Raw genomic sequence first — 26,211 nt, forward strand, 5'->3', positions numbered from 1 at the left:
AACCAGCGACCAGCTCGATCATCATCCCGCTCGCCGTTTTGACCCCGGAGCTTTCGCTTCCAATTCAGTCCGCCTGGTTGATCCCGCTCTATGGGTTCATCGGGATGCTGGTCTCCCTGCCCTGGGCCTGTGGCTGGTTTCGCCGTGATGCTCATCGACCAGCGGCGTATCTCAATATTCTCCTGACCCTGCTGGCCTTCGCTCACGGAAGCCTGATCCTTCAGGAGGTCTACCAATCGGGGCCGGTGGATCTGGCTTTCCCCTGGCTCACGGTGGCTGATCTTGAGCTGGACATCAGCTTCAGCCTGTCGCTCACCAATCTGGTGGCTCTGGAGCTGATCACAGGTCTCAGCCTTCTCTCTCAGGTGTATTCCCTGGGTTACATGGACAAGGAATGGGCACTGGCCCGTTTCTTTGCCCTGCTGGGTTTCTTTGAGGGGGCGATGAGCGGCGTCGTGCTCAGCGACTCCCTGTTCCAGAGCTATTTCCTGCTGGAGATGCTGACGCTCTCCACTTATTTGTTAGTCGGATTCTGGTATGCCCAACCCCTGGTGGTGACCGCCGCACGGGATGCCTTCCTCACCAAGCGCGTTGGTGATGTGCTGTTGCTGATGGGTGTTGTGGCGCTCTGCAGTTACTCCGGCGTGATGGGGTTCAACGACCTCTATGCCTGGGCCGCCCAGGACACCCTTTCTCCTCTGGCGGCGACGCTACTGGGCCTCGGGCTGGTCGCAGGCCCAACAGGCAAGTGTGCCCAGTTCCCCATGCACCTCTGGCTGGACGAAGCCATGGAGGGCCCGAACCCCGCCTCGATTCTGCGCAACTCGGTGGTGGTGACCTGCGGCGCGATTGTGCTCCTGAAGGTGATGCCCATCCTTCAGCTTTCGCCCATCGCCATTGGCGTGATGCTCGTGATCGGCAGCATCAGTGCGATCGGCGGCTCCCTGGTGGCCCTAGCCCAGGTCGACATCAAACGCACGCTGTCGTACTCCACCACGGCCCACATGGGCCTGGTCTTCATCGCCATCGCGCTGCAGATCCCAGTCCTGGCTTTGCTTCTCCTGTTCACCCATGCCGTGTCGAAAGCTCTCCTGTCGATGAGCATCGGTGGGGTGATCGCCTCCACCAACTGCCAGGACATCACGGAGCTGGGTGGTTTGGGCAGCCGCATGCCTGCCACCACCACAGCCTTCCTGGTGGGAGGTGCCGGTTTGGTTGGGTTCCTCCCTCTGGGTGGTTTCCTCGCATTGGCCCAGTCGATTGAGTTGCTGAGTGTGCGCTCCGTTCCCTTCATGGCTGTGTTCCTGCTCACCAACACCCTCACTGCGGTTGGTCTGGTGCGGGTGTTCCGTCACGTGTTCATGGGCGATTCCCTGATCAAGTCCCGCCGTGCTGCCGAGGTCAACTGGCAGATGGCGTTTCCGATGGTGGCGCTCACCGTGATCGTGCTGATCACCCCGCTGTTGCTGGTGCGGCTTGAATCTCTCGACGGTTTGCTGGCGTTTCCCCTCTGGGCAGCAGCTCTTGTGGTGGGCAGCGGCCTGCTCGGGCTCCTTGCCGGCGCGGTGCTCCCCTTGAGCAAGGCATGGTCCCGTTCGCTCAATCCCCTGCTGCGTTGGTGGCAGGACCTTTTGGCTTACGACTTCTACACCGAGCGCTTTTACCGCCTCACCATCGTCAATGTGGTGGCCGGCTTCTCCCGCCTGGCTTACTGGTTTGACCGCAATGTGGTCGATGGTCTTCTCAATGGAGTCGCTCGCTTTTCCCTGGCCAGTGCCGACAGCCTCAAGCTCAGCGTCAGCGGCCAAAGCCAGTCCTATGTGCTCACGGTTCTCTTGGCCATCGTTCTCTTTCTCACCGCGGTGAGCTGGTTCTTCACCTGATCGCCTCGAGATGCTGCTTTCCCTTCTCCTCCTTATCCCCTTCCTCGGGGCCCTAGCGCTGATCCTCTGGCCGGGATCTCCCTCCAGTGCCCGTTTGCGCGACGTTTCCATCGTGCTGCTGGTGGTCCAGTGCCTGGCGAGCTTTGCGCTGTTGGTGCCCTTTGATGCTGGCGATCCGGGCCTGCAGCTGGTGGAACAGGCCCGCTGGGTGCATGCCATCGGTCTCGATTACGCCCTGGCGCTGGATGGCCTGTCGCTGCCGCTGGTGTTGATGAACGGCGTGCTCTGCCTGGTGGCCGCCATCGCGTCTCGCACGATTGAAAATCGCCCACGGGTTTACTTCGCCCTGCTGCTGGTGATTTCAGGCGCGGTGAACGGGGCGTTCCTGGCCCAGAACCTGCTGCTCTTCTTCCTGTTCTACGAACTGGAACTCATTCCGCTCTGGATGCTGATCGCCGTCTGGGGTGGTGCCAACCGTGCCTATGCCGCCACCAAGTTTTTGATCGTGACGGCCGTTTCAGGCGTTCTGATCTTGGGTGCTTTCCTCGGCATTGCCCTGGTCACCGGGACCATGGATTTCAGTCTGCGGCCGATCCTTGCCGGTGAACTGGGCATGACGGCCCAGCTTGTGCTGATGGGAGCACTCCTGATCGGTTTTGGCATCAAGATCCCTCTCTTCCCCTTCCACACCTGGCTGCCGGATGCGCATACCGAGGCCTCCACGCCGGTGTCGGTGCTTTTGGCTGGCGTTCTCCTGAAGCTTGGGACCTATGGATTGCTTCGCTTCTGCCTCGGCTTGTTCCCAGATGCTTGGCATGTGGCTGCTCCCTGGTTGGCGGGGTGGGCAGCCATCTCCGTGCTCTATGGATCCCTGGCGGCGATTGCTCAGACCGACATGAAGCGAATGGTGGCCTACAGCTCCGTGGGCCATATGGGCTATGTGCTCCTTGCAGCTGCAGCCGCCACGCCTCTCGGTTTGCAGGGAGCTCTCTTTCAAATGGTCAGCCATGGCCTGATCTCAGGGGTGTTGTTTCTCGTGGTGGGCGTTGTGTATGCCCAAACCGGAACCCGTGATCTCAACGTTCTCCGTGGCCTGCTCAATCCTCAGCGTGGGCTGCCCCTGACCGGCTCCCTGATGATCATCGGTGTGATGGCCAGTGCCGGAATTCCGGGAATGGCTGGATTCATCTCCGAATTCTTGATTTTCCGCGGCAGCCTTCAACCCTTCCCGCTGGCCACACTCCTTTCGATGGTGGGATCCGGCCTAACGGCGGTGTATTTCCTGTTGCTGGTGAACCGTGCCTTCTTCGGTCGCCTGGCGATTGCCCCCGGCGAGGTGGTGAATCCCCGTATCCTCGATCCCGTGGCGTTGCGGGAGCAGGTTCCGGCCATCGCCCTCAGCCTCGGTGTTCTGGTGCTGGGCCTTGCTCCTGAGCTGCTGTCGAACCTCAGCGAGGCGGCCACCACGGGCCTCAGCCTGATCACCGGAGATCTGTCATGACCCCGACATCCGTGTCCCCCATACAACCTCCAGTGCTTCCGGATCAGGAGGAGCTCATCCGCCGTCTCCTCAGCGATACACCGCTGCTCAAGGACACTCCTGATCATCTGCTCCAGGTGGTCAATGTTCTGGAGAGTTACGGCCTGGTTCTCGATGCCTACAGCAAGAACCTGGTGGACCAGGGAGAGAAGCAGATGCTCAATCCCTTCCCGGTGTTTCGCTTTTTCCACGAGGGGTTCAGCGTCAAACGCCTCTGGACCCATTTGATGGGTGATCGGATCAACTTCGAGTACGCCGAGTACTGCCAGAAGGCGATGTTCTGGCACGGCACCGGCGGACTGGATGCCTACCTGGATACGCCTGCATTTGCTGAGGCTTGCCAGCGGGTGATCAAGCGCAAGTCAGCTCGCGATCCTCTGCTGGCCTTGAACAACCGCCTCTATCCGGATTTCGCACCCGAGGCGATCCGCTCCCTCACCACCATTTACTGCCTCGGCCTGTTCTGGCGGGTGATGAGTGACATCTTTGTCGACTTGGCCCGTCGCTATGCGATCAAGGAAGTCATCTGCGTCAACGATGTGGTGCATCACATCCGTGACGGCTTGGTGGCGGCAGCGGGAAGCCCGATCGAATACAAGGTGTCGATCGGCGGTGAAGAGATCTGGGTGTTGCCGCCGGAAGCCGGTCTCACTTTCTTGGTGGATGTGGCTGTTCCTTATGTGGAAGCTGTTTTCTTCCGAGGCATGCCCTTCCTGGGAACGGTGTCGTACAACGCTCAGGCTCGGCAAATCTCACCGGACATCAGTGATTTCAAATATGGCGCCCTTTATGCCGATCCGATTCCCAGCATGGGTGCTGGGATTCCTCCAAGCCTGTGCATGCAGGACATGTACCGCCACCTGCCTGAGGAACTGAGCCTCTGGTACGACGACCATGGTCGGGGACAGACCGATGTGCACATTCAGATCTGCATCAGCTTCCAGAAGTCGATGTTCTGCGTCACCAATGCCGCCATCGCTGGAACAATGCCCCATCCGCTGGATTCCGAGGATCTCGAGGAGCAGGCGGCCAATCGGGCCTATGCCGAGGCCTGGTCTGGGCGCTTGATGGGCTGCCAGCGGGTGGCGCTCCTCTAGGTTTTCAGCAGGTTCAGGCTGATTGGTGGGCTTTGATGAATCAGTGGCAGGAGCGGAAACGACCCGTGTGTCTCGAATGTCGCTTTGAGTTCGACAGCTACGACGCCACCCGCGATTTCCTTGACAAGCTTGGAGAGCACAGTGAAGCGACCCAACGCTTCCCCGATATCAGCTTCGGGCGCACCTACGTGAACATCACCCTGCGTCCGGAGGACGATGGGCCTGATGCCCAGGTGAGCGAGGCCGATCGCGCCTTTGCCGCAGAGATCGATGCCCTCCTCCGTTGATCTGGCCTCGGCCTATGCCGATTCCGGCGTGGCTGAGGTGCTGGACCAACTTGACCGGGAGCTGATCGGCCTGGCGCCGGTGAAGACGCGGATCCGTGAGATTGCTGCCCTGTTGCTGGTGGATCAGGCGCGGCAGCAACTGGATTTGCCCAGCACTGCGCCCAGTTTGCACATGTCGTTCACCGGTCATCCCGGTACCGGCAAGACCACCGTGGCGCAGCGGATGTCGCAAATCCTGCACCGCCTGGGTTACCTGCGTAAAGGCCATGTGGTGACGGCCACCCGTGACGATCTGGTCGGTCAGTACGTGGGCCATACCGCTCCCAAAACCAAGGAGATGCTCAAGCGGGCCCAGGGGGGAGTGCTGTTTATCGATGAGGCCTATTACCTCTACAAACCCGATAACGAACGCGATTACGGCGCCGAGGCGATTGAAGTTCTCTTGCAGGAGATGGAGAGCCGGCGCAGCGATGTTGTGGTGATCTTTGCGGGCTACAGAGATCGGATGGAGACGTTCTACAGCTCCAATCCAGGGCTCTCATCACGGGTGGCCCATCATCTGGATTTCCCGGATTACAGCGACGACGAGCTGATGGCAATCGCAGGGCTGCTCCTGGATGAACAGCATTACAAGTTCAGTGCCGAGGCGGAAACAGCTTTCTCTGAGTACGTGTCTCGTCGGCGTCAGTTGCCCTTCTTTGCCAATGCGCGCTCGATTCGAAATGCCTTGGACCGGGCTCGATTGCGCCAGGCCAACCGTTTGTTCTCGCGGATGGGGGAAGCTCTGACCAAGCTGGATCTCACCACAATTGAGGCTTCTGATATCCGGGCCAGCCGCGTGTTCAATGGCGAGGTGGAGGGCCACCATCCAGGGAACCATGCGACCTGATCAGGTGAGCCATGCAGAGGCCAATGAGCAGGCCTGCTGCGCCGTGGCCCTGCAGTAGGGCAAGCCCCAGCACCAGAACGGCGAAGGGCCCAGGAAGCACGCAGCGGTACAACGCACCGGTGAGTGCTCCGCACCAGCTGCCAAGGCTGCCCAGATCAGGAAGGAGCAGATGCAGCCCGGTTCCCATCGCGCAGGCGATCAGGAACAGTGGGAAAAACACTCCACCGCGCCAGCCGGTTTCCAGGCAAAGGGCCAGCATCAGCAGCTTGACCAGTGCGGAGACGAGCAGAAGCCAGGCTCCACTTGAGTTCTGGCCTTCGAGCAGAGGCCGCATCTGATCTTCACCGTCGAAGGGAACCAGTGGCAGCCAGTGCATGCAGGCCCCCAGCAGCAGGCCGGTCAGCACCGGCCACCAGGGCCATTGGGCCAGGAGTTGGCGCTGCTCAAGCCAGCCGCGCCAGCGCAGAAGCAGCCAGCCCAGTCCGCAGCCGATCAAGCCTCCAATCACTCCTGCGCTCAGGGTGCCGAGGTCTTCCCCCAGGGTGCTCGGCCAGATGTAGGGGAGCCGTTGCAGTGATCCGCCACTGGCGGCGCCGATGCCATGGAAGGCCGCAAACCCGGCCAGACCTCCGAGGGTCCCTGGCAGCCAGCGGTCGAGTAGTTCCAGTCTTCTGTTCGGTTGGGGGGCTTCGCCAACGACAGCACCCCCCAGCAGTGGAGCGCCGAACATCCCGAGGCTTCCCGCCACTGTTGCCGCTTTGAGTTTCTGATCTCGTCCGCGCCAGATCCGTTGGCTGATCAGTGCGGCCATGCGGCTCATCAGGGCCTCCGGCCCGATGCAACCTCCACCGAGCTGGGCCAGGGTCGCTCCAAGAAGACCACGGCCCTCATCGCGCTTCTGAGCCTGGTCCGGATGATTCAGATCGTTGAGGGTCTCACGCAGCTCAGGCAGCAATGTGGTGGGGCCTGGTCGATGCAACAGCGCCAAGATCAAGCCGCAGCTGCCGCAGATGAGCAGCGACCAGCCCAGGGGTAGGCCGCGGTCCAACCCTTCCAGGATGGGATCTCCCCAGAACAATCGGCTCAAGCTGTCGATCCAGCCCATACCAAGAGCAACACCGGCGCCGCTCAAGGCTCCGGTGAGCAGGGCTATCAGGCTCAGGCGAAAGGGAGTCACCAGTGCGGGTCGGTGGCGAAGTCAACGGAGAGTTTCGCTGATTTCGAAGCGGGCACGGTGCTGATGCAGGCGCGTACCACCTTGCCGTTGACTTCGATTTCACAAGCGCCGCAGCTGCCCCCGAGGCAGCCGGTGGGAATGTTGATGCCTGCTCCACTGGCGGCCACCAACCAGTCCTGGCCAATGGTTTCCTGCGTTGTACGGCCATCGGGCCAGCGCACGGGGATCTGTCGAGGGGGCATGCCGTGCTTCATGTTCACCAGCCATGCTGCCTGTGAGTGCTGCCATGAAAAAGCCCCCTCTGGATGGGAGGGGGCGAGGGCTTGGTGTTAGTTGTGTTGACGCAGGATCCTCAGATGACGTTGATCTGTCGTGTGGGAACGAAGTTGGCGCCTTCCAGGCCTCCGATTTCGAACAGCTCCTGGGCGTCAGCGGAGAAGTTGCCGCTGGCGGAGTAGATGAGCGTGCCGGTGTCGGCAGCAAAGCCGAGGATGCCGTCACCGTTGTTGTCGAAGTTGAAGCCGGTGCCTTGAGAGAGGTCGGCTTCGAAGTCGGCGGTGATAATGGTGTTGCTGAGGTTGGTGTTGGCGTTGATGAGGAAGTCCTCTCGCTGCTGAACAGGTTGTCCAGCGTTGTAGTTGGTGAAGGTGGCGGCATCGATCTCGATGAGATCGAAGGTGTTGAGGGCTCGAGCGTTGTCGTTGTTGAAGCCCTGGAAGGTGTCGAGGATGACGGTGTCCTTGCTGGTTTGGCTGGTTTGGCGAGCCAGGCTGATGGTGTGCTGGGCGTTGTGATCCCAGAGGTCGATTTCGTCTGTACCAGCGCCGCCGGTGATTTTGGAGATGCCTTCTCTTGAACCGACGAGCGTGTCGTTGCCTTGGCCGCCGTTCATGGTGACGTTGCCCACGAGGCCTTCAAAGACGTCGCCACCAGCACTGCCTTTGAAGACGATGTCACCGGCGAAGTTCTGGTTGCCAGCCTGAGCACGCTCGAGTTCAACGCCCTGAGTGGATGTGATGCCGGAGAAGTCGAACTCGGTGGCACCTGTATCAGCCCATTCATCCAAGTCGAGGGTGTTGGTGAAGGTGCCGTCAACATCCAGTTTTTTGAGGTTGATGATGTTGCCGAGCTCAATATCTGTATTTCCGGCGTCATCTTGATCAGCGATGACCTGGATGGTTTCGATGTTCTGGATGCGAGTGATCTCGCTGTCATCCAGGGTGTCGTCCAAGTCGAAGTTGCCGTTGGTTTTGATGACGAGGAGGTCGCTGTCGGTGGTGGAGCCATCGACGACGGAGTCGAGTAAGCCGTTGCCGAGTGTGCCCAGCTCGGCAGTGATTACGTCGTTTTGGTTGCTGAGGTCATTGGCGGAGATGTTGTCGAGGAGAGGAGTGAGCTGAACGGTTTGGCCTTCCTCGATGTCGTTGACGTTGACGTTGACGGCTTGAGTGGAGGCATTGCCGTGTTCGTCAGTGGCGACGACGTTAAAGGAGTAGGAGGATTTGGATTCGAAATCAGGGGACTGGTTGATGGTGACCCTTCCGGTCTCTGGGTCGATGGTGAAGGCGTTGGAATCACCACCGCTGAGTGCGTAGGACACAGCTGAGGTGTCTGTGGTTTCAGCGTCGTAGACGAGGGAACCGGGATCAACATTTTCATCAACAGATCCTTCAGGACCGGAGGTGAAGATCGGAGAGCGGGTGTCGAGTTGTTCGGTGGTGGGCCGGTATTTAACGCGCTTGCGTTTTTTGTTGGCAGAGATTGTGGTGGTGAAGGTTTGCTCGTCGGAGTCGAGGTCGTAGAGGCGAGCAGCGGTGCGAGAGAAGTTGTGAGCGTCACCGTTGCTGTCAATTAGTTTGATGGTGAGATCAGCGTTGTTAGCACCTTGAAGAGCCTCATCTCGATCGAACCGGAAATTGATGCGTTTGCCGGCGTTGTTGATGTCAACGGAATCGAGAAGGTCACCGTTTTCGTTGTACACTTCAGCGGTCATTCCGAAGAGACGCTTGTAGCCTTTCAGGATGGATTTGAGTTTAAAGATAGCCATGATTGATGTGTTGAAAGTGAGGTGTTGGGTTTTGAATATGTCGGGTGTTTCCCCCGATGAACCAAGAATCACCGAGCCGGAAGTGAAAGGAGATGAGCTGAGTCAAGTTGAGCTGTGATGTTGGTCACAGGCCCAAGTTGAGTCGCTTTGAAGAAAAAGTTCTGCGCTCAGTTGAGGAGCGGCTTGATGTTGATATGAGCCTCAAAGGCGTCCGCAAGTCGATTGATCAGACGCTCGCGGTGTTCGGTGTGGTGTACATCGAGAGTGGTTAGTGCGCTCAGTCCTTTCCTTTGGCGGAGCTTGTTGAGCCACAGCCGCCGCCAACATCCGTTGTCCAGCAAGCCATGCAGATAAGTGCCCACCACGGCTCCGCTGTGCTGTTGGCTCACCCAACCGATCCGTTCCGATGAGCTCAGGGCTTGGATTGCATTGGCACGTGTGCCTGCTTTTAAGTCGGTGAAGCCGTGATGCAGCTCAAAGCCCTTCAAGGTGCAGGGCTGAGGCCAGATCGCCACTACTTCTTGTTGTCGTGTGGTTTTTGTAGGGCTGAATGTGGTGCAGATAGGTAGTAACCCCAGGCCTCTTGCGCTGGTTGGTGATCCTTCTCCTTCCAGTCTTTCGGGATCTCGGAGGTCTTGCCCGAGGATCTGCATGCCGCCGCAAATGCCCAGGACGGAACCCCCAGCGCTGGCGTAAGCCCTGAGTTGGTCGTCCAGTCCGCTGTTGTTCAAGGCCTCCAGATCCCGCAGTGTCTGCTTGCTGCCAGGCAGGATGACGGCATCGGGCTCACCGAGAGAATCGCCTGGTGACACCCAGCGCAGCCTCACGCTGGGTTCGGCTTCGAGCGGATCGAGATCGGAAAAATTGCTGATGGAGGGCAGCCGCAACACAGCGATCTCCAGATCGGTGGCCCCGCGGCTGGGTTTGCGTTCCAGCAAATCGAGGGAGTCTTCTGGTGGAAACAAGTCATTGAGCCAGGGCATCACCCCCAGCACCGGAACCCCGGTGTTGGCTTCCAGCCAGCTTCGCCCCTCATCAAAGAGCTCCCGCCGGCCGCGGAAGCGGTTGATCAGGATGCCCTTGATCAGAGGCCGCTCCACCGGTCGCAAGAGGGCGAGCGTCCCGACGATCTGGGCAAAGACCCCTCCTCGCTCAATGTCGGCCACCAACAGACAGTTGGCTCGCAGGTACTGGGCCAGGCGCAGGTTGGTGAGGTCGCGGCGTTGCAGATTTACCTCCACAGGACTTCCCGCCCCTTCCAACACCAGCCGGCCTTGGGGCCATTGCTGCTGAAGCTGCATCAACCCGGTTCGGATCGCCTGCCAACCCGGGCGGAACCAGTCGCGGTAGTAGTGCTCGGCGCGGGCTGTCCCCACACTCTGGCCTCCATGGATCACCTCACTGGTGCTGTCTCCCCTGGGTTTCAGCAGCACGGGATTCATCGCGCAGCAGGGCTCAAGGCCGGCCGCCCAGGCCTGCATGGCTTGGGAGTAGGCCATCTCGCCGCCATCGGCGTCCACCCAGGCGTTGTTGCTCATGTTTTGGCCCTTGAAGGGCAGCGCCTGTTCTCCCCGTCGTTGAAGCACCCGGCATAACGCCGCCGTCATGAGGGATTTGCCCGCCCCGCTGGAGGTGCCCAGCACCATGAGGGGGCGTGGAGTGGTTGGCGTCACAACGGCCAGTGCCGACGCAGGCTGTGACGCAGTCGGTCCAGTATTGGGATCTGACGCTGCAGGATTGCAGGATCGTCATCAAGAAGCTGGCGACCCAGGGGGGTGAGCCTGAAGCGGCTGGTCAGCCCCTGCCCATCCACTTCCCGGCGTAGCACTCCCACGCTGATCAACCAACGGAGGTCGTCCTCGAGAGCTTCGCTGTTGCGGAACCAGCGTTCCTTGCGGCCGTAGCGGCCGGGCTCGCTCCAGAGGTCGCCGGCATCAATGCCCTGCTGCTGAAGGTCTCGATAGAGGGCCTCAGAAAAAGGCAGACATCCCATGGCCCGGCAGGCCCGGTCACGGCTGCGTCGATCCAGCAGGTCGGTGGGGTGAGCGATGGCGAAGCCTCCCGTCCCTGGCAGCCTACGGAGGGTTGTTCTGCGGTGTGTTCTCGTGCTCTTACTTGCCTCTGCCTCGCCGGCGCGTCGCCGCTTGCTGGAGCAAGCGGGAGTGCTGCATCGGGTGCGCGTCAGCGGTGTGGATGAGGATCAGATTCACCACGCAGATCCAGCAGAGCTGGTGAAATTGCTGGCTCAGGCCAAGGCCGCTGCTGTGGCTCAGGAACTTGATGCCGTTGTGGATGCCGAGATCACGGCCGTGCTGGGGTGTGATTCCGTCCTCAGTTTTGAGGGGCAGGTGTTCGGCAAGCCTGCGGGTCCAGGAGAAGCGATCGAGCGCTGGCAGCGGATGGCTGGTCGGAGTGGTTCTCTCCTGACGGGTCATTGCCTGATGCGTCGAGGTCAGGCCGATGTGGTGGCGTGTGTGGAAACAGTGGTGCGGTTTGCGTCGCTCAGTCAGGACGAGATCGAGGCCTATGTGGCGAGTGGAGAACCCCTTCAATGTGCCGGTGGTTTTGCCCTCGAGGGGCGAGGCGGTCTGTGTATCGATGGCCTGGACGGTTGTTATTCAAACGTGATCGGCTTGAGCCTTCCCTGGTTGCGTCAGGCGCTGTCTGCTGCGGAACGTTCCGATTGAGTGGTGCTTGACATGTTCAAGCACTGAAATCTCCATTGGACGTGAAGGGGCTGAGGCCATTGCAGTGCGGGTAGCTGGTTCGGTTTTCTCCACGATCCCTTTCCTTCCTGCGTAGTTCGATGCTGCGCTGCTTGGCAATGGTGTCTGCGGTATTGATCACGGACTGCCAGATCAACTGCGAAGACTCAATGGCGACCTAGAAATGGAGCGCGTTTCTGATCCGCCGAGCATGCTCCGGTTGGCTCTCCCATTCTTTGTCCTCTTGTGCGGCAGATGCGGCATTGGCTTCTGAGTTGTGTGTTGGCTGCAGGCGCGACTGCAGGGTTCGTGGCAGCTGTAGGTGCAGCCAAAGATGGGTTGTTGTTGCTGTTGTTTGGAGGGTTTTGGATCGGAATTCATGCCTTTTTGGGATTTGTCCGCTTGAGTTATCGAAATGACCGCATTGCAGGCCTGAGGCTGTTGTCGTTTGAGGACTATGAGCGCATGCAGCGCAACAAAAAAACTCCCCGTGCATGACGGGGAGAAGAGGGGGGCGTTGTTGTGATGGATCAGATCAATTCGAACTGTCTTTTGCCGAGTCGGTTGCTGTCGCCTTCAATCATGGCGAGGAGGCCACCGCCATCGCCTTCTTCTGCGCCGTTGCGGTTCCAGCTGAGCATGCCGGTGCTGCGGTCGTAGACGAAATCGACATCATCCTTGGAGAGAGCCCGCTGCGCCTTGCGGCTGTTGCGAGCAATCACGATGTCAGCGTTGTTGAGATCTAGGCCATACTCGCTGACATCGATGAGGATCTTGTCTTTGTCCGATTTGGAGAAGTCGGTGATGGTGTCTGCGAAGCGCTCGCCCCGTGCCCGGCGGTGTGAGCTTTCCATGTAGAAGTGGTCAGCACCGCCACCACCGGTGAGGTTGTCGCGTCCGCGTCCGCCATGGAAGTCTTCATTTTTGAATGTGCCTTCCAGGTCGAATTCGCGACGAGCATTCTGATTGGGGTCGCTGATGGTGGTGCGATGGGATTTCCAGAGTTTGTTGAAGCGTGTGAGTTCACCGTTGTCGACGAATTCGGTGCTTTCGTGAATGCGGGTTTCGTTGACGCCATCGCTGAAGACGAGCCAGCGACCACCGTCTTCCCCGGCCTGGTTGTCGAGGACAACATCAACGAGTGAGAAGTCACCGCCGGTGAGTTCGGCGATGTCAGTATTGCCCTCGCCGCCATGGAGGGTGTGCTCATAGCCAGCGGCCACGCTCATGGTGTCGTTACCAGCACCGGCCTTGATGTTGCTCTTGCCGGAGTGAATGGTGAAGGTGTTGTCAGCACCATTGCCGGTCAGTTGGAAGGTTGTATTTCCATACTCTTTGGACGGATCCGTGGAGAAGTTTTCAAAACCTTCGACGCGGTAGCCCTTGCCGTCGGTGAACGCTTCACGGTCCCAGTTGAATCGACCTTCCTGAAGATTGAAGCTGACTTCGCCACTGATGTTGCCACCGCTGTAGACGAATGTGTCGTCTCTGGAGCCGTCTGCTTGGCCTGCATCGAGATTGCCAGGATTGTCGGCATTGTAGATAACGCTATCGCTGACTTCTGGAACTGTGCTTCCTTCTTCGCGGGCTTCTTCAACCATCGCTAGGAGCATCTTTTGCAGGACTTGAACAGAGTTGTGAGTGGTCATTGTTCTGAGTGAGATGTGATTTGGGTCGTTGGGTTGTCCCCTCCGATGCACACACCATCTCCGGAATCATTTGACCAGTTGATGACCTGCGTCAACGGTGCCTGTGATGTTGATCACAGGGGCTCAGAAGTGCTGCAATGACTGGATTTAAGGCTCACTCCCAGGTGCTAACCAAGCTGTCTGTCCTGCTCTTTAGTCATCAAGAACGGGTCAGGACAGTCCAGCAACAGCCGCACTACCACTGGCTCCCCTAGGTCTTGCACCCCACCAGGCAGCTATCGCTTGAAGAGGTCAGGGTCATTAGCGCTAGTGCTGCAACGAGTTATCCCAATAGGAATAGGGCAATGCGGGTGTCTTCAGGTATCGGTCAGTCGTGACTGTCTTGAGTGTTCCCCGCTCTACTCAAGCGATAAAAAAACCGCCATTGCTGATGGGTGGAGTGTGCCGGTTTTGTCGGGAGATGGATAGCGACAATCACAATGCCCCATGCTTTTCCCTTGCGGGTCTTGCATGGCTTTCAGTCTCTCACCCATGGCATCAGGCTTCCCGACAGGCTGTTATTGAAGGTCTCTGCAATTAATCAGCATTTGTTCGACCTCTTCCTGTTTAAGCTGCCCTTCCTCCGTGCCTTTTTCGAGCTCTACACGTAGTTCAGTGCAGATCGTCGTAATAGACGGATATGCATCAACAGCTTGAGCTGAAATCAAAGATGCACTAACAACAGCAGCGGCAGTAAGGACGTTGATGAGTTTCATTTGATTTGAGTGATGTGTTGGGCTCTCGCCCCTTAAACACACCATCGTCGTTCCAGTCAGAAACCACCTCCCCCACCTGAGGGGTATTTGAAAGCAGATATATCCCCCAAATGGGTAGGCATGAAAAAGCCCCGCCGAAGCAGGGCTGATCTTCTGTATGAGTGTTCTGCCGGGGGGTTGATCAGGAACCACACCTCCTGCCCTGCCTTTCCCAAAGGTGGGTCTTGTATGGCTTTCAGTTCAGTATTTGAACTTCAGGCTCCCCGGTAAGGATTTGTTCAATACTCACAAGGTCTCATGCCAAATTCGATTTTTCAAATTCTCCAATGCTGATCCCCCCACTCCTGAATACCAGTCAGTCGCTCAGTATGTACAAATTTCGCCCCATTCCAGTCGCCGTCATTCCCAATGACTTCCATGCCTCCTGCATTCCAGCCGATCGTGATTCCATTTTCGGTAGGACCTTCAATGAAAAATAGTGTATGACCATCAGCATTTTTGACTTCCGTCGATTGATAAAAGTCGCCCTGTGTTCTGGCTTCACGATGCGGAAGCTGAGCATTTCCATCCCAGAGTGTTGTTTCAACCCTGGCGATGCCTCCAGTCAAATCCCTCATGTCTCCCTGAAGAAACACTCGATCACCAACATCCATGAACTCCCATACTTCGTCTGGATTTTGGCTGTCATAATGTTGCATGATAACTGCATCGACGCCGACACCTCCGTTGTAAATATTTTTCCCCGCACCATTTCCGATTAAGGCGTCGTTGTCAATGCCTCCATATAAATAGTCGTCGCCGTTTCCAGTAAACAAGCGGTCTCGCCCTGCTTGTCCATATAAACGGTCATTGCCATCGCCGCCTCGAATGGTGTCATTGTCCAGATGTTCACTTCTGTTGAGATGGGCATATTCTCCATCTCTACCATCTTGTTCGGATCCTCCATAAATTACATTGTTTCGATCATCCCCATAGAGCTCATCACTTCCTTCTAATCCCCACAGATTGCCGTCAAAGGTTTCTTCTGCATGCATAACATCGGCTTCTTCTGTTCCGACACTCTTCAACGCGATTTTTGTGGCGATCTTCAAGTGTTGTTGGAATTTGGTTTTAACTTCGTAGTAATCCAGTTTTTGTTCTTCCTCTGGAGTTGAGAAATAGCTGTATTTGTCCCAGAATTTGAAATCCATTGTTTTTGAGTGGTGTGTGGTTTGTGTCGTTGGGGTCGTCCCCCTCCGATGCACACACCATCTCCGGAATCACCGCACCAGTTGATGACCTGCGTCAAGGGCGCCTGTGATGTTGATCACAGGGGCTCAGAAGGTCTGCAATGACTGAATTTAAGGCTCACTCCCAGGTCAATCAAGCAGCCCGTCCTGCGCTTCCACTCTCGTGAACGAATAGAGCCAGTCCAGCAACAACTCCACCACCACCACTGGCTCCCCTAGGCCTTGCGCATCCCCAGACAGTCATCGCATGAAGAGGTCAGGGTCGTGAGCGCGTCTTGCGATGACAAGTTCCCCACTCTGCTCAAGCAATAAAAAACCCCGCCAAGCGAGCGGGGCAATGAAAACCAAGTTCCCACCGCAGTCTTTCAGCTAACGCGGAGAACCGTTGTAAACAACGTCGACAATCGAATCTCCATCTTCAGAAACAAGGATTTCAGTCTCAACCGTGGGTGGACGTCCTGCTTCTTGCCAGCCTGGAGAACCCCCATTAAAGACGAACAGGAAGCCCTCGCCTGCATTCTGCAAGCACTTGCCACCTCCCTTCCCTGTGGCGTACATGCATTTCGCGGCTCTGTAATTGTTGAGTCCACCGTTGATGGACTCAGCACGCATCCTGGCGGTGTTCATCGCACGGACGTTTTCCTTCGAGACTTTTTGGGCAAGAGCGGGAAACACCATCAGTGCACCCACTAGAAATCCCATCGATAGGCGGGCAGGGTTTGAGATATGGGTTCGCTTTTTTCGGATCAACACTGCGGGGCTTTTCAGCTCACCTGGACATCTTCTTTTGAGCCGTCGTTGTTACCAGTCCTCGCCAAGCCCTGTTACTGAGCTTCCCGAGTGGGTTGAGGGTGCAAACAATTTCAGGTCGCTTTCCCTTGCTAACTATTTGCTGCTTAGTGAGATGCCGCAAGCTTCAGAGCCTGCTCAGCAACAGGTTTCTCGTACCAGAGATCGCCTGCATGGCCAGCAACAAAGCCACGATCAGATTGCTGCTGATGTGCAGGCGTCGTGCCTGCACGGAATGACCAATCAAAGGCTGCAGGGCTGTGGAGCTCAGCAACAGGGCGGTGAGCAGTAGGCCCATCCAGAAATGGGACTGCCAGAACAGGGGGCTCCAGGGAACATCGCTGAGCCGTTCCACGGCCGGTTGCAGTCCCAGCAGAAGCAGGCCGCCTGCACTGGCGGCAGCCCAGAGCAGGCGCTGCCAGATCATCCGACTCGAGAGCAGACGTCCGAAGCTGAACAGCACGGCGCTTCCGGTCAGCAGCAGACCCAGGGGATGGGTGGTCCAAAGGCTATGGCTGAGGCCGATTAGTACTGCTACCAGCACGCCGCCGGTGACCCAGGCCCCATGCTGCGCGTGCTCAACCGGAACGGTGTCGGCGATCGGGTTGATCTTCAATCGCTTTTCCCGCGCCAGGATCCCCAGCCGGATCGTTGCCCCTACCACCGGGTAGACAAACAGGATCATCAAGACGGGGTGGATGAGTCCGAGCCAGTCGTGGCTGGTGACCGCTTGCAGTGCTTGGGGATCAGCCAAAAAAAAACGCAACCCTGACCCCAGGGTTGCGCATCGTGGATCTTTGAGCCTTGGCTCTGGATCAGACCTTCCTGGAGTAGTACTCCACCACCAGCAGTTCGTTGATCTCAAGGGCAACCCACTCGCGTTCGCAGCGGGCGGTGACCTTGGCACTCAGCTTGGCTTTGTCGAGCTCCAGGTGGGTCGGCACGTTGGCCAGACCGGGGAACTCGAGGTTGGCTTCAGCCAGTTTTTTGCTGCACTTGCGCTCGCGAATGGCGATGACATCGCCAGGCTTGCACTGGTAGCTGGCGATGTCGGTCACACGTCCGTTCACGGTGACGTGACCGTGGTTCACCAGCTGACGGGCGCCGGGCACGGTGGGACCGAAACCGAGGCGGAAACAAACATTGTCGAGACGGTTCTCGAGCAGCTTGAGCAGGTTGGTTCCAGTGGAACCCTCCTGGGCGCGCGCTTTCTTCACGTAGCGCACGAGCTGACGCTCGGAGACGCCGTAGTTGAAGCGAAGCTTCTGCTTCTCTTCGAGACGGATCGCGTATTCAGAGCGCTTGCGACGGGCTTGGCCGTGCTGACCGGGTGGATAGGACCGTTTGGCGGCCTTCCGGGTGAGACCGGGGAGGTCTCCCAAGCGCCGCGTGATCCTCAGACGAGGGCCGCGGTAACGAGACATAAGTGGGAAGGTGTTTGTTGAGAACGTGCAGTTGTTGGGCATGCTGGAACCGAAACAGTCCCAGGCATCTCCCGCGATGCACGAATCGAGCACTCTATCTGGCGGCCCTATGGCCAAGCTGCGACAGGCGGTGAACCAGGCTCTGACGGCTGTTCTCCTGGCGGGTATTGGGTTCTACCGGCGTTTCATCTCCCCGATGATCGGGCCCCGTTGCCGCTTCACGCCCACCTGCAGTGCCTATGGCCTGGAGGCCATCCAGAAGCATGGTCCTTGGAAGGGAGGCTGGCTCACCGTGAAACGCTTGCTGCGCTGCCATCCCTTCACCCCCTGTGGATGTGATCCGGTGCCTGATTGATGCATGAGCTCACGCTGTTCAGCCGCACAGGCTGTTGCCTCTGTGAAGGCCTGGAATCCCGATTGCGTGCCCTGGATCTTGTGGGGCTGTCGATCACGTTGACGGTGATTGACATCGATGCGCCAGGGACGCCCCAAGATCTGTTGGCGCGTTACGACCTTGAGGTGCCTGTGCTCGCGCTCGATGGTTGTGATCTGCCTCGGGTTTCCCCGCGGCTCACGGGCGAGGGACTGTTGAATTGGTTGCAACGCTGCCTGTCCACGGCGCTCTGAACGGCTTAAAACTCCCAAAAGAACCGCGGAGACGGGATGACTCAGGCGCTGCATGCCCTGTTGCGTGATGCAGGAATCGCGGTGCCGCAAGGGTTGGCGAATCCTGAATTGACGGCGGTAACAACCGATTCTCGTCGCGTTGCCCCTGGAACCCTCTTCCTCGGTCTCCCTGGCGAACGGGTGGATGGCGGAACGTTTTGGGCCCAAGCCCTTAAGTCCGGTGCCGCCGCTGCAGTGATTGGACCTGGGGCAGCAGCAGCGCACCCTCCTGGAGCTGATGACCCGGTGGTGGTGATTCAAGAGCCGGTGGCGCGCGGAATCGGTGAAATTGCAGCTGCGTTCTGGGATCACCCCTGCCGGCGGATGGCCCTGATTGGTGTGACGGGCACCAACGGCAAAACGACCACGACGCATTTGATTGAGCATCTGGCCGCCTCGGCGGACCAGCCCGTCGGCCTCTTCGGCACCTTGGTCAACCGCTGGCCCGGTCACAGCATCACGGCCATCCACACCACAGCATTTGCCGATCGCCTGCAAGGCCAGTTGGCAGAGGCTGCCTCTGCTGGCTGCTCCCTGGCGGCGATGGAAGTGAGTTCCCATGCCCTGGCCCAGCAGCGGGTGGCGGGATGCCGATTTGCCGGAGCTGTGTTTACCAATCTCACCCAGGACCACCTCGACTATCACGTCTCGATGGAGGAGTACTTCGAGGCCAAGGCAATGCTTTTTGCAGATCCCCTCTTGCTGGATGGTGGCGTGCGAGCGGTGATCAACAGTGATGACCCCTGGGGTGCGCGGTTGGCCGACCGCCTGGGGGGCTCCTGTTGGCGCAGCTCCCTTGAGGATCCTGCGGCTGAATTGCACATGAGCGACCTTCAGATGACGGCCACTGGTGTGGAGGGACGCTTGATCAGCCCTTTGGGCGACGGACGCTTCCGTTCGCCGCTGCTGGGACGCTTCAACCTGATGAATCTGCTTCAGGCGGTTGGGGTGCTGCTTCAGCAGCAGCTGCCCTTGCCGGTGCTGCTTGAGGCCATCGGCCGTTTCGGCGGGGTGCCCGGACGGATGGAGCGGGTGATCGTGGACGGGGTGCAAGCAGAGACTTTGCCTCCGGTGCTGGTGGATTACGCCCACACCCCGGATGGCCTTGAGAATGCACTTTCAGCAGCGCGTCCGTTCTGCTCCAGCAGGCTGATCTGTGTGTTCGGTTGTGGTGGTGACAGGGATCGGGGCAAGCGTCCCCAGATGGCCGCGATTGCCGCTCGCCTGGCTGATCGCGTGGTGGTCACTTCCGACAACCCTCGCACCGAAGATCCTCAGCAGATCCTGGATGACGTGGTGGCTGGGATTCCGGCCGGTATCGATCTGATGGTGGAGGCAGATCGCGCCAAGGCCATTGCCAAGGCCATTGCGGAGGCTGAGGCCGACGATCTGGTGCTGGTGGCCGGCAAAGGGCACGAGGACTACCAGATTCTCGGCACCGAAAAGGTGCACTTTGATGATCGCGAGCAAGCGGAACAAGCCCTGCGGCAGAGGTTGGTTTGAAGTTGGTTGCTCTAGAGCGGATGACCTGAAGCGATCAAAGGGGGCTGATGGCTGCCACCAAGGCGTCGATCTCGCTTGCCGTGGTGCTGATGTGGGTGCAGGCCCTCAAGCAGCTGGGGTCTGCCAGATCCCGAATCCAAAGTCCCTGGGCACCCAACTGCTTGACATGCTCTGCAGGGGGGACATCGCCGTTGATCTGAAAGCTCACCAGTCCGCTGGCGGGAGCCGTCTCCAGCAGTGGTGTCACGTGGTCTAGCCCTTCAAGTGACTGCCAAAGGCTGCTGCTCAGCGTTTGAATGCTGTCCCAGCGTTGTTCGGCTGAACCCTGTTGTTCCAGCAGTTGAAGTGAGCAGCGCAGGCCTGCCATCAGGGGCACGCAGCTGGTTGCCACTTCAAAGCGGCGGCTGTCGTGGTGAAACAGATCGCTGCCGTTCAGATCGGCCTTGCTTTCATCGCGCAGGCTGCGCCAGCCGATCACGGTTGGAGCGGCCTCGGCTACCACACGCTCTGAAAGTGCCACGCCTCCCAGCCCTTCGGGTCCGCAGGCCCATTTGTGACCGGTGAAGGCGTAGATGTCTGCAGCAGCAGCAGCCTCCTCGACGGGAATCTGTCCGAAGCTTTGGGCTGCATCCACCAACAGAAAGGGTTGTTGTGGGTGCTGGTTGAGCTGCTTGGCGACTGCGGCAATGGGCATCACCTGCCCCGTGTTCCAAAGCAAATGACTCAGCACCACGAGGCGGGTGCGGGGGGTGAGGGTCTGTGCGATCGCCTCGATGACGGCTGCATCGCAGTGGGCTTGATCACCACGCAGATGCTTCACCGGCAGCACGTCAATCGCGAGGTGCTGGCGCCTTGCCAGTTCAACGCAGGCGCTCACGACGCCCGGGTGTTCGCAGTCGCTGATCAGCAGTCGATCACCTTCACTGAAGGGCAGTCCCCAAAGGGGCAACACGCAGCCGCTGGTGACGTTCTCGGTGAGGGCCAGTCGATGGGCCGGAATGCCGCAGCACTGGGCCAGAAGGCGTCGGGTGCTGTTCACCTCTGTGGCGATGTAGGGCCAAACATCCGTTGTGAACGGGCCCAACTCCTGAATCCGTGACCAGCTCGCCGTGATGGCCTCCAGGGATGGGCTGGGCAACGGCCCCTGTCCGCCGTAGTTGAAGTACGTCTTGTTCTGCAGGGCAGGGCAGAGGTTGCGCATGGTCACGGCACTGGCGTGAGCCGAAAGATGGGTGCCACCACGTTGGCAAGACCGCTCGGCCGTAGCCAGGTCTTAGATGGTGAGCCTGCTGCGTGATCGCTTGAGGGCTGGGTCAAAACGTTGGACGCCGGCATGGCCTTCTCCGGCGACGGCTAGCCCTTCGAAGGCTCCCGAACTGACGCTGTGCCCGATAAGGACGTTCTGCTGCCCTGGATGCGCCGTAGATCTGCAAAGAGCCATGTCACCGACCTGGTTGGTCTGGGGACGACGGCGATTCAGGCATGGGTACCGGGTGAGCACATCCTTGGGCAACTCACTGAACCCTGCCACATCGCCCGAAGACAGCATTGATGTGGTTGGTGGTTCAGGTTCTGGTGCCTGTTCAAGGAATGAAACGACTCAAGACCACTTTTTTCTGAATTTTTTTTCAGCAGTTCGTTCTAGCTGCCATCCCGACCAACGTCGCCATTCAATTTCCGCTGCCGTCAGGCATTGATCGGCTAGCGATTCCTTGAGGTGCTCTGGTCTGGCAAATTGGATGGGGCAAGTAGGGCCAGCGTTCAACTCAATCTCCCGACATGCACTAACCATGTCTTGCAGATTGGTTGCGTGATAGTTCTGTTCGATACCGAACGCAATCGATCAGTATTTGAACTCAGTCTGCATCGCAATCTTGTGGGCCTGGAAAGCTTCAGCTGGCCTTGAGGTACACCTTGCGACCTTTGGCATCCACTTTGTAGCGTCCACCCCGAGGGCCGATGTGAAGCACATCCGATAGCGATGTGTTGATTGGGGTCGGTGGTTCCAAGCGTTCTGCTTCGACCACTGGAGATGCGGAAATGTCTGGGGTCTGCGTTTGCAGGTGTGGCGCAGCTTTGAAAATATTGAGCCCGAGCTTGCGATACAGAAAATCTGCAATTCGCATAACGCATCACTAGAACTACGAGTTTATTTTCCGGTGATGTCAAGTGTTTGTGGTGTTGCTTCTCTCAATCACTCACCTTCAATCGGCTTAACCGTGACTGTTCGAGGAATCTCGTCAGCTCGTTGGGACGTCTGGAAAGTGCTCGTTCATGCACTCGGGGCAGATGCCATGGCTGAAATTCAGCGTGCTGTGCTGCATCAGGAACCGTTCGATTGGTTGCCAGAACCCTTCACTGTCGCGGATCGACTTGCAGTAGCTGCAGGTGGTGACCAAGCCCTGATGGTGATGCATCTGGCAGAACTCATCCATTAGGGCCAGTGAGCGGCGCCTGAGTTCCAAAAGAGTGGTGGCCTGCTCAGCCAGGCCTTCCATCACCTTGTATTGCGAATTGGTTAGTGATTTGGGAATGCGATCAATCACGCAAAGCGTTCCGATGCGGTGATTGATATCGGTTTTGAGGGGGAAGCCTGCATAGAGGCGGATGTGAGGTTCTTCCTGAACGAGGGGGTTGTCGCGGAATTTTTCGTGAAAAAGTGCGTCCTCAACAACAAGCGGTTTGGAATCGAGAATCGTATGGGCGCAAAAGGAGATGTCCCGGTCTGTTTCGCTGGCCTCAAGTCCCACCTTGGATTTGAACCACTGACGTTTTTCGTCCACCAGAGAGATCAGGGCAATCGGCGACTGGCAGATCTCTGAGGCCATTCTGGTGATGTTGTCAAACGCCTTTTCAGGCTTTGTTCCCAGAATTCGATATTCACTGAGCGATCTCAGCCTGGCTGCTTCGTTGATCGGCTTGGGTGCTGTCCGCATTGGTTCAGCTCGCTAGGCATGCCTTTGGTCTAAGGCATTCATTTTTTATTTTCTGTAAATATGCAGTGCGATACTTTGCGCTTTGTTGATTTTAATTTGATCGATTAATTAAATTTGCAGGGTGGCGCGTTGGGGCATCGAGGCGTCTGGTCATGCTTGACCTTTGAAGGGCATGGACACGGACCTGTGACCACCATCGACTGGCTTTGGATTCTCCATCCCGCCCTGGCGGTTGTGCTGATTTATCCCTTGATTGGGATGGTGACGCGTCTGGCTTGGCAGACGCGTCAGCGTCGCGTCGCCCAGGTGAAGCACCCACCGGTCGTGGGCCGCGATCACAGTGATCTGGGCCGTTGGCTGGCGGCTGGTGTGGTCCTGCTTGTGCTGATTGCTTTGACGGTGGTGATTGCCACCAAGGAGTCACCGGCTGATTTCGCCGGCGGTGCTGGCCGTGCCTCCCAGCTGCTCATCGTGCTTCTGGGGACGGGGGCGAGCCTTGTCGCTCTTTGGCGAAGCAAGGTGGCCGCCTTGCGTCTCAGTTTCAGCCTGATCACCTGGATTGGTGTGCTAACCCTCGGAGCACAGCCGGAGGTCTGGCGTCTGTCGGACAACCCCTTGTCGCCGGCGTTCTGGCAGTCCCATTACTGGGCTGGCGTTGCGGTCACAGGACTGATGCTGTTCTCCCTAGCGGCCCGACCTGAGATCCAGCGGGATCTCCGCCTGCGCCGTTTGCATGTCACCGCGTCGGTGCTGGCGGCTCTGCTTTTTGTGATGCAGGGCATCACCGGCGCGCGGGATCTGCTGGAGATTCCGCTGAGTTGGCAAAAACCAGCGGTGTATGGGTGTGATTTCGTTCTACGGAGCTGTCCGTAGAGCGTGATGGACTCCACTGTTTTATTGGCCGAGCTGCTGCTGAAGGCTCTCAAGTAAGGCCAGCACGGCCGGCTCATTGGCGTGTTGCGCCATCACCACCAGGTGTTCGGTGTAGGTGTACGGCTCGAAGTTTTGATCCACCTGCCAGGGCAGTGGTTGAGCTGCTCGCATCTCTGGGGTGAGATAAGCCATCTGGAAGCTTTGTCCTGAATGCGGTGACGGCCGAAGGGCCATTGTTTTGTGCCGCTCGGGCTGGTTGATCGTGAGCAACTCTTCAAACCACTCTTGGGAGCGCTCGCGACAACTGGCGGGGAGGAATGGCATCAGCCTCAGCTGCAGATTGCCCCTCTCCAAGCTCCTTTGGAAACGATCCTCGAGGTCGCTTTCGCTTTGATCGTTTCGGTTCAGCAGGGTGAGGTGGATCGGGCGGTTGTGCAGCTCAAGGATGAAGAGATCGTCGTGCGTTTCGGGAATCTGCGTCGGCGTGGCCAGACAGGCGTCCAGGACGTGCTCTCTCAACAGCGTCACGGGATCTGTGCAGCTGAGGTCTGCTCGCTGCGGGTTCATGCTCCAGCCCTCGGGTGGAACCACTCCGGGTTTGTTCTGAAGCCAAAACGGAACCTGAAGACGTAGCCCGAGTCGGCGTTTGAGTCGAGCCAACTGGTGCACCTGACGTTCCAGGTCCAGAAGCTGAAGGTCGCCTGACACCTCCAACTGACGCTTGGTGCGATTCAGCTCAATTCCGAATTGACGAAGAACCTTGTGGTGTCGCCGTGAAATCGTGCTTTGGTTTGAGAAATCAACTTCTGCTGCTCGCTCGGTCGAGCCCAGCCAGAGGGTCAAATCGAGGGCTGCGAGTTGTTCCTCAGTGACCATTGAGCCGAACTGACCTTCTCGAATTTATTCGGCTCTCGACGGTATCCCTCTCAGAGCACCTGCACCACCTCGCTCACTTCGGGAATTGACTCGCGCATCTTGCGTTCAATGCCCATCTTCAGGGTCATCGTGCTGCTGGGGCAGCTGCCGCAGGCTCCCTGCAGACGCACCTTCACGATCGGGCCATCCAGTTCCACCACTTCGACGTTGCCGCCGTCGGCCATCAGGAAGGGGCGCAGTTCATCCAGCACCTTCTCCACGTTCTCCAGCGTGAGGGCCATGGTTTCAGTGCTCATCGGGATGAACCAGAGATCAGGGCCTCAAGGTTACGGAGTGGCCCCATAGGGTGACGAGAGCGGTTAACCCTCCAGGCCCGGTGCAGCACGACGGTTCGTTCAACCCAGAGGCCCGTTATGACGCCGTGCTGGTGGGCGCCGGGATCATGAGCGCCACCCTTGCGGTCCTGCTGCATGAACTCGACCCGCAGCTGCGGATTCTTCTGGTTGAGCGGCTTGAGGCCCCGGCGTTGGAGAGCAGCGCTGCGGTGAACAATGCCGGCACTGGCCATGCCGCGAATTGCGAACTGAATTACACCCCAATTCAGGCGGATGGCAGCGTCGCGACGGCCAAAGCGGTGGCCATCAATGCCTCGTTTGAACGCAGTCTGGAGTTCTGGGGCTCGCTGCAGGAGCGGGGCGACCTCGATACCGGCAGCTTTCTGCACCAGGCGGCTCACATCAGTGCTGTGTGGACGCCGGAGAACATCGCCTTTCTGCGTCAGCGCTACAGCCAGCTGAAGGAACTGCCGGCTTTTGCGCGGATGCGGTGGAGCGAAGAGAAAAGTGAGCTCACCGAATGGATGCCCCTGGTGATGGCGGGGCGTGACCTCAAGCAGCCGGTGGCAGCCACGCGGATTGATCGGGGTACCGACGTTGATTTCGGCACCCTCACCCGGGCCTATCTGATGCCGTTACAGCAGAGCGGAGCCCTCACCGTTGTGTATGGCACCCAGGTGCACGACCTCAAGCGCCTGCGCCACAACGACATGACTGAGGCCGACTGGCGCGTGGTGCTCAAGGGCCCCTCCGGTAAGAAAGAAGTGCGGGCGCCCTTTGTCTTCCTCGGTGCTGGCGGAGGTGCTCTGCCGCTGCTGCAGCGCTCCGGGATTCCGGAGGCGGCTGACTTCGCTGGCTTCCCCGTAAGTGGCCTCTGGCTGGTTTGCGGTGATGCGCAGCTGGCGGATCGTCAGCGGGCCAAGGTGTACGGCAAGGCGGCAGTGGGGGCCCCACCGATGTCGGTGCCCCACCTCGACACCCGTTGGATTGATGGCAAGCGGTCGCTGTTGTTCGGCCCCTTTGCCGGTTTCAGCAGCAAGTTCCTGAAGCAAGGCTCCTTGCTGGATCTGCCCGCCTCCGTTCGCGCCACCAATCTGGTGCCGATGCTGCAGGTGGGAGCCACCAATTTCGAACTGGTGCAGTACCTGATCAATCAGCTGCGCCAGAGCCCTGCGGAGCGGCATGAGGCACTGCAGCAGTTCATGCCTACCGCCCGCGCCGAAGACTGGACGCTCTCTGTGGCCGGCCAGCGGGTGCAGATCATCAAACGCAGCAAGCAGGGCGGTCGGCTGCAGCTGGGAACCGAAGTGGTGGCCTCCGGCGATGGCTCCCTGGCCGCGTTGTTGGGGGCGTCCCCGGGGGCGAGCACCGCGGTGACGATCATGTTGGAGGTGCTGCAGCGCTGCTTCAAGCAATGTCTCGACAGCGATGCCTGGCAGCAGCGGCTGCAAGCCCTGTTGCCCAGCATTCATGAGGATCCCCAGCAAGATCCGCAGGTGCTGCACCGAATGCGGGAGCGCAGTGATGCCTTGCTGGGACTCACCCCCTGAG

General features: G+C 58.7%; 30 protein-coding genes. 12 read left to right on the forward strand and 18 right to left on the reverse strand.

Annotated elements, in window-relative coordinates; genetic code table 11:
• Positions 1-38: 38 nt before the first annotated feature.
• Genes SynPROSU1_RS04260 through cbbX form a run of 5 tightly spaced genes read left to right on the forward strand, consistent with a single transcriptional unit; the run spans position 39 to position 5,696 of the window.
• On the forward strand, positions 39-1,883 hold the full coding sequence (locus SynPROSU1_RS04260; RefSeq protein ID WP_186571637.1) for an NAD(P)H-quinone oxidoreductase subunit F: 1,845 nt from the start codon (positions 39-41) through the stop codon (positions 1,881-1,883).
• Positions 1,884-1,893: 10 nt separating this feature from the next.
• Positions 1,894-3,384 (forward strand): NADH-quinone oxidoreductase subunit M, encoded by a 1,491-nt coding sequence (locus SynPROSU1_RS04265; protein ID WP_186571638.1) that lies wholly within the window; start codon positions 1,894-1,896, stop codon positions 3,382-3,384.
• Positions 3,381-4,520 carry a CO2 hydration protein gene (locus SynPROSU1_RS04270; protein WP_186571639.1) on the forward strand — a complete coding sequence of 380 codons (1,140 nt, stop codon included), beginning with the start codon at positions 3,381-3,383 and terminating at the stop codon, positions 4,518-4,520. The genes SynPROSU1_RS04265 and SynPROSU1_RS04270 overlap by 4 nt, the downstream gene beginning before the upstream one ends.
• Before the next feature lie 35 nt (positions 4,521-4,555).
• On the forward strand, positions 4,556-4,807 hold the full coding sequence (locus SynPROSU1_RS04275) for a 4a-hydroxytetrahydrobiopterin dehydratase (protein ID WP_186571640.1): 252 nt from the start codon (positions 4,556-4,558) through the stop codon (positions 4,805-4,807).
• Entirely contained in the window at positions 4,791-5,696 is a 906-nt protein-coding gene (cbbX, locus tag SynPROSU1_RS04280) for a CbbX protein (RefSeq protein WP_186571641.1), read from the forward strand. The genes SynPROSU1_RS04275 and cbbX overlap by 17 nt, the downstream gene beginning before the upstream one ends.
• On the opposite strand, the gene SynPROSU1_RS04285 is transcribed toward cbbX, so the two are convergent.
• From SynPROSU1_RS04285 to SynPROSU1_RS04305, 5 genes are all read right to left on the reverse strand, one after another.
• Entirely contained in the window at positions 5,650-6,873 is a 1,224-nt protein-coding gene (locus tag SynPROSU1_RS04285) for a chloride channel protein (protein WP_186571642.1), read from the reverse strand. The genes cbbX and SynPROSU1_RS04285 overlap by 47 nt on opposite strands.
• Complete coding sequence (locus SynPROSU1_RS04290; RefSeq protein ID WP_255444882.1) at positions 6,870-7,127, reverse strand: 2Fe-2S iron-sulfur cluster-binding protein; 258 nt, start codon at positions 7,125-7,127, stop codon at positions 6,870-6,872. The genes SynPROSU1_RS04285 and SynPROSU1_RS04290 overlap by 4 nt, the downstream gene beginning before the upstream one ends.
• Before the next feature lie 98 nt (positions 7,128-7,225).
• Complete coding sequence (locus SynPROSU1_RS04295) at positions 7,226-8,920, reverse strand: cadherin repeat domain-containing protein (RefSeq protein ID WP_222929901.1); 1,695 nt, start codon at positions 8,918-8,920, stop codon at positions 7,226-7,228.
• A gap of 167 nt (positions 8,921-9,087) precedes the next feature.
• Entirely contained in the window at positions 9,088-10,566 is a 1,479-nt protein-coding gene (locus SynPROSU1_RS04300; RefSeq protein WP_186572232.1) for a cobyric acid synthase, read from the reverse strand.
• Positions 10,567-10,589: 23 nt separating this feature from the next.
• The gene (locus SynPROSU1_RS04305) at positions 10,590-10,913 is read right to left on the reverse strand and encodes an Npun_F0494 family protein (protein ID WP_255444784.1); all 324 of its coding nucleotides are present in this window, start codon (positions 10,911-10,913) and stop codon (positions 10,590-10,592) included.
• 112 nt (positions 10,914-11,025) lie between these two features.
• On the opposite strand from SynPROSU1_RS04305, the gene SynPROSU1_RS04310 reads away from it, so the two are divergent.
• Positions 11,026-11,607, forward strand: a complete 582-nt coding sequence (locus SynPROSU1_RS04310; RefSeq protein WP_255444883.1) for a nucleoside triphosphate pyrophosphatase — start codon at positions 11,026-11,028, stop codon at positions 11,605-11,607.
• A 16-nt stretch (positions 11,608-11,623) separates the two neighbouring features.
• On the opposite strand, the gene SynPROSU1_RS04315 is transcribed toward SynPROSU1_RS04310, so the two are convergent.
• Positions 11,624-11,767 (reverse strand): hypothetical protein, encoded by a 144-nt coding sequence (locus SynPROSU1_RS04315; protein WP_186571645.1) that lies wholly within the window; start codon positions 11,765-11,767, stop codon positions 11,624-11,626.
• 113 nt (positions 11,768-11,880) lie between these two features.
• Between SynPROSU1_RS04315 and SynPROSU1_RS04320 the strand changes: the two genes are divergently transcribed.
• Positions 11,881-12,123 carry a hypothetical protein gene (locus tag SynPROSU1_RS04320; RefSeq protein ID WP_186571646.1) on the forward strand — a complete coding sequence of 81 codons (243 nt, stop codon included), beginning with the start codon at positions 11,881-11,883 and terminating at the stop codon, positions 12,121-12,123.
• A 32-nt stretch (positions 12,124-12,155) separates the two neighbouring features.
• Here the strand turns inward: SynPROSU1_RS04320 and SynPROSU1_RS04325 are convergent, their stop codons facing one another.
• From SynPROSU1_RS04325 to rpsD, 6 genes are all read right to left on the reverse strand, one after another.
• Positions 12,156-13,274 carry a hypothetical protein gene (locus SynPROSU1_RS04325; protein ID WP_222929902.1) on the reverse strand — a complete coding sequence of 373 codons (1,119 nt, stop codon included), beginning with the start codon at positions 13,272-13,274 and terminating at the stop codon, positions 12,156-12,158.
• 557 nt (positions 13,275-13,831) lie between these two features.
• Positions 13,832-14,029, reverse strand: coding sequence for a hypothetical protein (locus SynPROSU1_RS04330; protein ID WP_186571648.1), 198 nt, complete (start codon positions 14,027-14,029; stop codon positions 13,832-13,834).
• 314 nt (positions 14,030-14,343) lie between these two features.
• Positions 14,344-15,219 (reverse strand): calcium-binding protein, encoded by an 876-nt coding sequence (locus SynPROSU1_RS14115; RefSeq protein WP_304623045.1) that lies wholly within the window; start codon positions 15,217-15,219, stop codon positions 14,344-14,346.
• A gap of 408 nt (positions 15,220-15,627) precedes the next feature.
• Positions 15,628-15,936, reverse strand: a complete 309-nt coding sequence (locus tag SynPROSU1_RS04340; RefSeq protein WP_255444786.1) for a hypothetical protein — start codon at positions 15,934-15,936, stop codon at positions 15,628-15,630.
• Positions 15,937-16,174: 238 nt separating this feature from the next.
• Positions 16,175-16,801 carry a DUF4079 domain-containing protein gene (locus tag SynPROSU1_RS04345; RefSeq protein WP_255444787.1) on the reverse strand — a complete coding sequence of 209 codons (627 nt, stop codon included), beginning with the start codon at positions 16,799-16,801 and terminating at the stop codon, positions 16,175-16,177.
• A gap of 61 nt (positions 16,802-16,862) precedes the next feature.
• Positions 16,863-17,471, reverse strand: coding sequence for a 30S ribosomal protein S4 (gene rpsD, locus SynPROSU1_RS04350; RefSeq protein ID WP_115023856.1), 609 nt, complete (start codon positions 17,469-17,471; stop codon positions 16,863-16,865).
• Positions 17,472-17,547: 76 nt separating this feature from the next.
• Between rpsD and yidD the strand changes: the two genes are divergently transcribed.
• The 3 genes from yidD to SynPROSU1_RS04365 are packed head-to-tail and all read left to right on the forward strand — an operon-like array spanning position 17,548 to position 19,640.
• Positions 17,548-17,826, forward strand: a complete 279-nt coding sequence (gene yidD / locus SynPROSU1_RS04355) for a membrane protein insertion efficiency factor YidD (protein ID WP_186572236.1) — start codon at positions 17,548-17,550, stop codon at positions 17,824-17,826.
• Complete coding sequence (locus tag SynPROSU1_RS04360) at positions 17,826-18,098, forward strand: glutaredoxin family protein (protein WP_186571650.1); 273 nt, start codon at positions 17,826-17,828, stop codon at positions 18,096-18,098. The genes yidD and SynPROSU1_RS04360 overlap by 1 nt, the downstream gene beginning before the upstream one ends.
• A gap of 36 nt (positions 18,099-18,134) precedes the next feature.
• Positions 18,135-19,640 carry a UDP-N-acetylmuramoyl-L-alanyl-D-glutamate--2,6-diaminopimelate ligase gene (locus SynPROSU1_RS04365; protein WP_186571651.1) on the forward strand — a complete coding sequence of 502 codons (1,506 nt, stop codon included), beginning with the start codon at positions 18,135-18,137 and terminating at the stop codon, positions 19,638-19,640.
• A 34-nt stretch (positions 19,641-19,674) separates the two neighbouring features.
• Here the strand turns inward: SynPROSU1_RS04365 and SynPROSU1_RS04370 are convergent, their stop codons facing one another.
• From SynPROSU1_RS04370 to SynPROSU1_RS04385, 4 genes are all read right to left on the reverse strand, one after another.
• Positions 19,675-20,841: an aminotransferase class V-fold PLP-dependent enzyme gene (locus tag SynPROSU1_RS04370; protein WP_186572237.1), complete on the reverse strand. Its 1,167-nt coding sequence runs from the start codon at positions 20,839-20,841 to the stop codon at positions 19,675-19,677.
• A gap of 72 nt (positions 20,842-20,913) precedes the next feature.
• The gene (locus SynPROSU1_RS04375) at positions 20,914-21,189 is read right to left on the reverse strand and encodes a hypothetical protein (RefSeq protein WP_186571652.1); all 276 of its coding nucleotides are present in this window, start codon (positions 21,187-21,189) and stop codon (positions 20,914-20,916) included.
• A 343-nt stretch (positions 21,190-21,532) separates the two neighbouring features.
• Positions 21,533-21,667, reverse strand: coding sequence for a hypothetical protein (locus SynPROSU1_RS13900; protein WP_255444789.1), 135 nt, complete (start codon positions 21,665-21,667; stop codon positions 21,533-21,535).
• Between the two features lie 213 nt (positions 21,668-21,880).
• On the reverse strand, positions 21,881-22,576 hold the full coding sequence (locus tag SynPROSU1_RS04385) for a GAF domain-containing protein (protein WP_186571654.1): 696 nt from the start codon (positions 22,574-22,576) through the stop codon (positions 21,881-21,883).
• Positions 22,577-22,762: 186 nt separating this feature from the next.
• Between SynPROSU1_RS04385 and SynPROSU1_RS04390 the strand changes: the two genes are divergently transcribed.
• Positions 22,763-23,449: a DUF4079 domain-containing protein gene (locus SynPROSU1_RS04390; protein ID WP_186571655.1), complete on the forward strand. Its 687-nt coding sequence runs from the start codon at positions 22,763-22,765 to the stop codon at positions 23,447-23,449.
• Positions 23,450-23,470: 21 nt separating this feature from the next.
• On the opposite strand, the gene SynPROSU1_RS04395 is transcribed toward SynPROSU1_RS04390, so the two are convergent.
• Together SynPROSU1_RS04395 and SynPROSU1_RS04400 are read right to left on the reverse strand one after the other, a co-directional pair.
• Complete coding sequence (locus tag SynPROSU1_RS04395) at positions 23,471-24,325, reverse strand: hypothetical protein (protein WP_186571656.1); 855 nt, start codon at positions 24,323-24,325, stop codon at positions 23,471-23,473.
• Between the two features lie 50 nt (positions 24,326-24,375).
• Positions 24,376-24,621, reverse strand: a complete 246-nt coding sequence (locus tag SynPROSU1_RS04400; RefSeq protein ID WP_011128549.1) for a NifU family protein — start codon at positions 24,619-24,621, stop codon at positions 24,376-24,378.
• Positions 24,622-24,701: 80 nt separating this feature from the next.
• Between SynPROSU1_RS04400 and SynPROSU1_RS04405 the strand changes: the two genes are divergently transcribed.
• A complete protein-coding gene (locus tag SynPROSU1_RS04405; RefSeq protein ID WP_186572238.1) occupies positions 24,702-26,210 on the forward strand; it encodes a malate:quinone oxidoreductase in 1,509 nt (502 codons plus the stop codon).
• Position 26,211: the final 1 nt, after the last annotated feature.

The organism is Synechococcus sp. PROS-U-1 (assembly GCF_014279755.1).
GTDB lineage: Bacteria > Cyanobacteriota > Cyanobacteriia > PCC-6307 > Cyanobiaceae > Parasynechococcus.